This is a genomic window from Psychrobacter sp. AOP5-GZ1-6 (assembly GCF_052376345.1).
Lineage (GTDB): Bacteria > Pseudomonadota > Gammaproteobacteria > Pseudomonadales > Moraxellaceae > Psychrobacter.
The window spans coordinates 1-8291 of record NZ_JBQSVP010000133.1; the positions used below are offsets into that span (position 1 = coordinate 1).

The 8291-nt window shown below is 41.3% G+C and carries 8 protein-coding genes and 4 tRNA genes; 9 read left to right on the forward strand and 3 right to left on the reverse strand.

Annotated elements, in window-relative coordinates:
* Positions 1-88 precede the first annotated feature (88 nt).
* The 9 genes from lolB to ACT3RN_RS13055 all read left to right on the forward strand — a co-directional run bounded on the left by lolB (position 89) and on the right by ACT3RN_RS13055 (position 6766).
* The gene (gene lolB, locus ACT3RN_RS13015; RefSeq protein WP_444518705.1) at positions 89-655 is read left to right on the forward strand and encodes a lipoprotein insertase outer membrane protein LolB; all 567 of its coding nucleotides are present in this window, start codon (positions 89-91) and stop codon (positions 653-655) included.
* 54 nt (positions 656-709) lie between these two features.
* A complete protein-coding gene (gene ispE / locus ACT3RN_RS13020; protein WP_192518569.1) occupies positions 710-1672 on the forward strand; it encodes a 4-(cytidine 5'-diphospho)-2-C-methyl-D-erythritol kinase in 963 nt (320 codons plus the stop codon).
* A 112-nt stretch (positions 1673-1784) separates the two neighbouring features.
* Positions 1785-1860, forward strand: a tRNA-Gln gene (locus ACT3RN_RS13025).
* Between the two features lie 243 nt (positions 1861-2103).
* A tRNA-Gln gene (locus ACT3RN_RS13030) sits at positions 2104-2179 on the forward strand.
* 108 nt (positions 2180-2287) lie between these two features.
* A complete protein-coding gene (locus ACT3RN_RS13035; protein ID WP_192518570.1) occupies positions 2288-3235 on the forward strand; it encodes a ribose-phosphate pyrophosphokinase in 948 nt (315 codons plus the stop codon).
* A 413-nt stretch (positions 3236-3648) separates the two neighbouring features.
* Positions 3649-4329, forward strand: a complete 681-nt coding sequence (locus tag ACT3RN_RS13040; protein ID WP_192518571.1) for a 50S ribosomal protein L25/general stress protein Ctc — start codon at positions 3649-3651, stop codon at positions 4327-4329.
* A gap of 191 nt (positions 4330-4520) precedes the next feature.
* Positions 4521-5102, forward strand: coding sequence for an aminoacyl-tRNA hydrolase (gene pth, locus ACT3RN_RS13045; RefSeq protein ID WP_192518572.1), 582 nt, complete (start codon positions 4521-4523; stop codon positions 5100-5102).
* A gap of 96 nt (positions 5103-5198) precedes the next feature.
* Positions 5199-5579, forward strand: coding sequence for an aspartate 1-decarboxylase (gene panD, locus ACT3RN_RS13050; RefSeq protein ID WP_192518573.1), 381 nt, complete (start codon positions 5199-5201; stop codon positions 5577-5579).
* A 206-nt stretch (positions 5580-5785) separates the two neighbouring features.
* The gene (locus ACT3RN_RS13055; RefSeq protein WP_192518574.1) at positions 5786-6766 is read left to right on the forward strand and encodes a calcium/sodium antiporter; all 981 of its coding nucleotides are present in this window, start codon (positions 5786-5788) and stop codon (positions 6764-6766) included.
* 39 nt (positions 6767-6805) lie between these two features.
* On the opposite strand, the gene ACT3RN_RS13060 is transcribed toward ACT3RN_RS13055, so the two are convergent.
* The 3 genes from ACT3RN_RS13060 to ACT3RN_RS13070 all read right to left on the reverse strand — a co-directional run bounded on the left by ACT3RN_RS13060 (position 6806) and on the right by ACT3RN_RS13070 (position 8031).
* Positions 6806-7468 carry an RDD family protein gene (locus tag ACT3RN_RS13060; protein WP_192518575.1) on the reverse strand — a complete coding sequence of 221 codons (663 nt, stop codon included), beginning with the start codon at positions 7466-7468 and terminating at the stop codon, positions 6806-6808.
* Between the two features lie 212 nt (positions 7469-7680).
* Positions 7681-7757: transfer RNA gene (locus ACT3RN_RS13065), tRNA-Arg, on the reverse strand.
* A gap of 184 nt (positions 7758-7941) precedes the next feature.
* Positions 7942-8031 (reverse strand) — tRNA-Ser (locus ACT3RN_RS13070).
* Positions 8032-8291: the final 260 nt, after the last annotated feature.

An 8291-nucleotide genomic window follows, 5' to 3' on the forward strand; every position in this document is an offset into this window, starting at 1 on the left:
AGCTAGTAAATTTGGTCATTATTGGGAATATAACATGTCATTATCAACACCTTCTTATAAGCTTAATAAGTTTGCTCTATTCAGTGCCATGACTGCCGCACTAGTGATAACCTCTGGCTGTCAGTCATTAAAAACGGCCAATGCGACCAATCAGTCAATGACTACTGTACAAAACCAACCTCAAAAACTTGAAAGTTTTAATATCACTGGCAAAATCGGTGTTACAACGCCCGCTAATGACACCACAGGCGCTCAAGGTGGTAGTGCATTTTATGCTTGGGGTCAGCAAGACGATCGCTTTGCTATCGAACTGATTGGCGCCTTGGGTATTGGCAAAACCAACATCGAATATAATGGTCAAACGGCCACCTTAGTGAGTGAAAAAACAGGCACATTAACCGCTGATGATCCTGAAGAGTTATTGAAAAAAGCCACTGGCTGGCAAGCACCTATCTCGCAAATGCCTTATTGGATATCAGGTAATCCTGCACCTTCAGACAGCGCACCAGAGATGGATGACCAAAACCGCTTGATAAGCTCAGTGAATGGTGATTGGAGTGCCAGCTTTACTTACAAAGGCTCTGACAAGCTACCAAGCAAAATCAGCGCTGTGCAGCCTCAAGGCAATAAAGTAGTGATGACGATTAATCATTAACCATCAATTAAATATTACTGCCCAAATAATCGCTGCTCATTAAGATAGCCATTTATGACTGAGTATATATCTATGCCGCATGCCGCTACTATCACTCGCTTATCGCCGGCAAAAATCAACCTGTTTTTGCATATTACTGGCAAGCGCACCGATGGCTATCATAATTTACAAACGGTATTTCGCCTACTCGATTGGGGCGATTATTTGCACTTTTCAGTAGACAATAAAGTCGTTGTTGATACCAGTAATAATGCGTTAGACACTACAAGGCTTTGTCATCAGCTAGTCACACTGACTGGCGCGGAATCGATAACGAAAAGCATAGAAGATAATCTCATCTTTAAAGCAGCACATGCATTGCTAGCGTCTGCCATACAATTCAAGACGCTACCCCAACAGCTGCCATTAGTACAAATTAATGTGGACAAGCATTTACCGATGGGTGCTGGTCTAGGCGGTGGCTCATCCAATGCCGCTACTACTTTACTGGTATTAAATGAGATTTGGCAGCTTAACTTTAACAAAAATGAACTAATAAAAATTGCTGCTACGATTGGCGCGGATGTACCAATATTTATCTTTGGGCAAGATGCGATTGCGATGGGTATTGGTGAGGAACTGACCGCCATTGACCTTCCCGACCAACAGTATTTAATCTTAACGCCTGATGCACACGTCAATACTGCTAAGCTGTTTGCCCATCCTAAACTGCAACGAAATATTGCCACACTACTTCCTGAAACCATCACAAATCAGTCCAATGATTATGTGCAAACGCTCAGCGCGCCATATCACAGTGTTTTCACACCGGTAGTTACGAGCCTCGCGCCTGCTGTTGAAAAGGCTTTACGTTATTTACAAGAATTAGAGGTTCAAGCAATGGGCACAGCACGAATGACTGGCTCTGGTAGCGCGGTATTTTTACCGTTAGATGCGAGTGTAACTACTGACAAAGCACTTTTAGCAAAGTGGATTGAAGATGCGCCTTGTGTAGGTTGTGTAGTAAGAAGTTTGTAGAATAATCTTCGGCACTTACCTAATAAAAATACAACATCCTTTATAAGTTACGAATAAAAGGCGCAAAAGACTTGCAAAATCTAAAAATCTAATTATAATAGGTCGCCACAATAGGGGTATAGCCAAGTTGGTAAGGCATCAGGTTTTGATCCTGACATCCGTTGGTTCGAGTCCAGCTACCCCTGCCATTTTTAAGTTCCAAGTGTTTGATATGCACCTAAAATAAGTGAATTATAAAACGTCACTTATTTTATTGTCATTGACAACGCCATCCCAGTTTCGGTATAGTTCGCAATGAACACCGCTAGGGAAAAGTTATGTTTTAGACAGTTTATCTGTTTTTCATATAACTGATAGGTCGTTACGCTATTCTAAAAATAACTATTTATAAGTTATAGTTAGGTATTAGACGTATACAATCTAGACATTACAGGGGTATAGCCAAGTTGGTAAGGCATCAGGTTTTGATCCTGACATCCGTTGGTTCGAGTCCAGCTACCCCTGCCATTTTTACTGTAATAGTAGTCTTCAATTATTTTCACCACTCTTTTCTTAATTTGAGCAGTTTGACACTGCTTAGCGGTCGCTGCTTGAGTAATCAATAGGACTTCTGTCATGCCTTATTTGGCGATTTTTACGGGTAATGCCCACCCTGAATTAGCGAAAACCGTAGCCGACCATCTCCATATACCTCTTGGTAAAGCTGACATCACGCGTTTTTCTGATGGCGAAATTGCCGTGGAAATCAAAGAACACGTGCGCGGTAAAGACGTGTTTATCATGCAGCCTACTTGTGCACCGACCAATGACAATCTAATGGAAATCATGATGATGGCTGACGCCTTGCGTCGCTCTAGTGCTGGCCGCATCACAGCTGTTATGCCTTACTTTGGTTACGCTCGTCAAGATCGTCGTCCACGTTCAGCTCGTGTACCTATCTCTGCTAAAGTCGTCGCTGACATGCTAAATATCGTTAGTATCGATCGCGTGATGACGGTTGATTTGCACTCAGACCAGATTCAAGGCTTCTTTGATATTCCTGTAGACAACATCTATGGCACGCCTGTACTACTAAACGACCTACAAAAGCAAGATTATGACAACATCATGGTAGTCTCACCTGACGTTGGCGGTGTGGTTCGTGCACGTGCAATGGCTAAGCAGTTGGGTGATACCGACATGGCGATTATCGATAAGCGCCGTGCTCGTGCCAATGAGTCACAAGTCATGCATATCATCGGTGACGTTCGTGACCGTGATTGTGTGATTGTTGATGATATGGCTGATACTGCAGGAACACTATGCAAAGCTGCCGAAGCATTGAAGGCAAATGGTGCTCGTCGTGTCTTAGCATATGTCACCCACCCTGTCCTATCAGGTAATGCGCTAAAAAATATTGGCGAGTCTGCACTTGATGAGTTGGTTGTTACCGATACGATTCCATTGTCTGACGCCGCAAAAGCGTGTAGTAAGATTCGCCAAGTAAGTATCGCTCCGATGCTCGCAGAAAGCTTACGCCGTATCAATAACGAAGAATCTATTAGCGCAATGTTTGACGACTAATATTTAAACCATTGGCATTGCTTATTTTTAACAGCAATGCTCGTCGTAAAATATTTAAATACTAAAAAACAGCGTCAAGTATCATTACTTGGCGCTGTTTTTTTGTGCGCGCCTTTTGCGTAGGTCTTTATTATTACTACAAAATCACGTATAATGCGCGCCTGTGCTAACCGTTTGATTGATTCAATCAGGTCGGCATTATTAAAAGTGCTGATCATGCTTGAAAATAACGACTACCACGATGACCATCATCATGAGAGTTTCTATTATAAGCAAATGGCTAAGCGTAAGTATCGTGAGCTTTGCTTACCATGCTAAATCACGCATAGCTATCATCACGTATTAGTGGATTGGTCGCAAATCCACTTTTTTATGACCAGACACTTCATCATTCTTTTTATAGGATTATATCCATGAGCATTAACCATTTTGAGCTAAACGCAGTTGATCGTTCTGCTGAACAACAAGGTAAAGGTGCGAGCCGCCGCCTACGTAAGCAGAACCTAGTTCCTGCTATTATCTATGGTGGCAATGAAGAGCCAACATCAATCTCTATCAAAATTAACGAGTTGGTAAAAGCACTTGAATTCGAAGCATTTTTCTCACACGTTTTGACCATCAATGTTGACGGCGTAGAGCATCAAGCTGTTATCAAAGACTTACAACGTCACCCTGCTAAAGGCTTCCCAATGCATGCTGATTTCCAGCGCATTGTAAAAGGTCAGAAAATCCACATGAATGTTCCTGTGCATTTCACTGGTCGTGAAGAAGCTCCAGGTACTAAAGCTTCTGGTGTTCTATCAACACTAGTATCTGATATCGAAATCGTTTGCCTACCATCACTACTACCTGAATATATCACAGTAGACGTATCTGGTATGGAAATCGGTGATTTGTTACGTTTATCAGACATCAAACTTCCTGAAGGCGTTGTCATTCATGAGCTTGAGTTAGAGGACGGCCATGACCGTACTATCGTCAACATGCAGCCACCAACAGTGGAAGAAGTTGATACAGATGCTGAAGAAGTTGATGCAGCTGATGTACCTGCTAGTGCGCAAGGTGAAGCTGAAGATAACAAAGACGGCGAATAACAACCGACTATTAGGTAGCAGTCTTGTACTTGTTACTTAATAACAGGTTGATTTAGTCAAAAAACAGCAGGCGATGAATATCTCCTGCTGTTTTTGTAAGTAAGATTTGGGCATAATATAAACCTTACATATTCAACACTTATATATTCAAAAATTACCACTCATTTATTAAATTCAAGCAGGGTATTTTTATGGCCATAAAACTTATTGTCGGTCTTGGTAATCCTGGTCAGCAGTATATGTTTACACGTCATAATGCAGGATTTTGGTTTGTCCATCATTTGGCTCAACAGTTTAATATCACCCTCTCTCCTGATAAGAAATTCCATGGCGTAACAGGACGCGGACAAATCCACGGGCATGATGTTCGTCTATTGATGCCGCTCACGTTCATGAATAAGTCTGGCGAATCAGTGGTACCAATGGTAAATTTCTATGGTATCCAAAATGATGAATTGCTTATCGCCCATGATGAGCTAGATATTCCAGCTGGTAGTATTAAACTTAAAACCAATGGCGGACATGGTGGTCACAATGGCTTACGTGATATCACGCCGCATATCGGTAATGACTTTCATCGCCTGCGCGTAGGAATTGGTCACCCTGGACACAAATCTAAAGTGAGCGGCCATGTCCTGTCCAAAGCCGCTCCAGATGAGCAAATTGCCATTGATAGCGCTTTGACAGCTGCTTTTGAAGCGCTACCATTATTGTTAGACGGTGACATCGAAAAGGCCCGCTCGCAAATAAATGGCTTTAAACTGCCTGAATAATAGGATAGCTCAAAGATAAGTGCCTTTTATTTTAGCCAGTTAATCCCCATTAACTCTTTGATTTAGTTAATATCAGTTACGCTGAGGAAGCAACCTATGCAACTTACTATGCTTAAATGCAAATTACACCGTGCTCGTGTTACCCATGCTGAACTACACTATGAGGGCTCATGCGGTATCGATGGTGATTTATTAGATCTTGCTGGGCTACGCGAAAATGAGTCTATCGACATCTACAACGTAACCAATGGCAAACGCTTTCGTACCTATGCTATCCGTGCAGAAGCTGGCTCTGGTATTATCTCGTTAAATGGCGCTGCAGCCCATATGGCAGATTTGGGCGATATCGTTATCATCTGTGCATATGCTCAGTTTGAAGAAGCAGAAGCCGAAACTTATAAGCCAAAACTGGTTTATTGTAACGAAGACAATACGGTTAAAGACACTGCAAATATTATCCCAGTACAAGTAGCTTAATCATCATTTGCGGTGCGATTACGCTTGATTATGAGCTTTCTTGTATCACTAGCAGTCAGTGATCGGCATTAAAGTATTCAAAAGCTGAATCTACATTGGGTTCGGCTTTTTTTACATTTATCCATCTAGGGCGAGCTAAACAAAGTTGACAGCACGAATCATCGCTTTATCTTGGATAACAAGATAATAAAAAAGGAAAATTACTAATGTGGTTGGCAGTCATTGCAGTACTGGTCGGTTTAGGGATTTTGGTTTGGAGCGCTGATGTATTTATTGATGGTGCAACAGCACTAGCAAAAAAATTCAATGCACCAAGTTTTTTGATTGGTGTGATCATTTTAGGCTTAGGCACGTCTGCGCCTGAAATGGTCGTGTCCGTATTAGCAGCATTAAACGGTAATCCTGAGCTAGCATTGGGGAACGCCTACGGCTCTAATATCATCAATATTGCTTTAGTGTTGGGTGCAACCGTACTCATCAGCCCTATTATCATCCATAAGGGCATTATAAAGCGAGATCTACCGATACTGCTATTGATTACCGCTTTGGCTGCTTGGCAGCTGCGTGATGGTCGATTAGACCTAACCGATGGGCTAATGTTGTTGGCAATGTTGGTTGTTGTTTTGGGTATTCAAATTGTGCTCAGTTTGCGCGAAGGTAACTCAGAAAATAAAGAGGATAGCGTAGAAAGCGCAAGTAATGCAGAGCTCATGCACACCAGCTTAATACGTGGTTTGGGCAGTTTGTTTGTTGGCTTATCAATGTTAGTAGCAAGCTCACAAGCCATCGTCTGGGGTGCCGTTGAGCTTGCAACGCTTTGGGGGTTGAGCGAGCTAGTGATTGGGTTAACCATTGTCGCAGTTGGCACATCGCTACCGGAGTTAGTCGCGAGCTTGTCAGCAGCACGTAAAGGTGAGCATGATATGGCCTTGGGCAATATCATTGGCTCTAATATATTCAACACATTGGGCGTTGTCGGTCTTGCAGCAATTATCGCTCCTATCACTGCCAATCCCATTATATTGTCTCGTGATATATTAACAATGGGAATAATCACCCTACTACTCGCCGTACTGTGCGTTTTTGCCTTTATCACCAAACGTCCATTCGGTCGAGCTTCTGGCATAATACTGATTATATTCTTTATCGGTTATACGCTATGGCTTATGCAAACCGTTAATATGTAACATTGACTGTTCACGCTGCTACAACAATGAAAAGAGATGCTAATTATTTTTCTTACGATTTTTAAAGCCCTTCCATAGCCCTTCATGTGCCACTTTTGGCATTTTTAGGGTAATGGTGTTGGATAGCATGTCCTGCACTGCTAAGCCGCGACGATTGAAAAAGCAAAATGCATAATTAAAAATAAAACCTAATAAAGCGCTGGTTAACAATATCTGACGTGAGCCACCAATCAAGCTACCAATAATGCCAAAAAGCAATGGCATTAAGCACGCGGCCAAAATACGTTTAAATGACTGTCCCCATGTTAATAAATAACCTGCGTTATTGACCGTTTTTAGACGCCAAGTTTGCATACCCAATGTCTGCCCACCACGACGCCAAAATATTCCATAAAATCCTACTAACGTCAGTACAAAAGACGGTGTCATAATAAGGTTTTGATACCATGTTGGTAACGATTCGGCTTGCGATGAGTCTACACCCGAATTCATCGTCATTAAGGTGCCAAGCACTACCAGTATAGTGCCTACCAAAAATAACAATGCCAAAATCAGCATGCCATCATAGAGGATAGCCACTACACGAGTCATTGGCTTAGCAATCGTAGGCTCTTCGTCAGACGTTTGCTGCGTAGAAGAATTACGTTGAGACTTTGATTTCGTGGTAGCTTTGGAGGTTCGTTTAGATAAACTTTTTGACATGGTACAAGCTCATAGCAAGCAATGAATAATAGCTCTATTGTACCGTAATTTACGACCGTATCGTATATTATCCTAGGGTGCTATCTCGCCAAAGGTAAAGTCATATGAGAGAGTCATCAAACATAAAATTCAGACATAAAAAAATCGCCAAATTGTCATAAGACAGGCGATTGATTTAATATTTTTTAGCTTAATAAAAGCTAGTATGCAAATGGTGCGCCTGGAGAGATTCGAACTCCCGACCCCTTAGTTCGTAGCCAAGTGCTCTATCCAACTGAGCTACAGGCGCGTATTTTGCACATCATTTACTGAATTATTAATAACAATTACAGCAAATTAGGTTGGTCATTATATAGATAATATCGCTTGTGTCAACATTTTTATGAATTAAATTCAAATTATTTTTGAACGAAATACTAAAAATATAATTAACGCTTATTTTTGCAATACTACTCTAACAACAACTGAATAAATGGCGGTGAAGGAGGGATTCGAACCCTCGATACGCTTACACGTATGGTTCCTTAGCAGGGAACTGGTTTCAGCCACTCACCCACTTCACCTAACGATTTAAGACACTTATCAAAATATTTTCAATAAAAACATTTCTTTAAACATAGTATCAATGCTAATGATACGTCTTATGTCGTGGGCGAGTATTATAACAAAGCCAAAATGAATTGCAAGCATTGTCTACAGTTTTAATGCAGCTTTTATCATAATTTTTTATTTATATGGCTTTATACTCTTTTTTACGACCAAAACACCAATAGTTACTGGTAAAAAATTCATATTTAAACCATGTAGAATGCTTTCTCATACA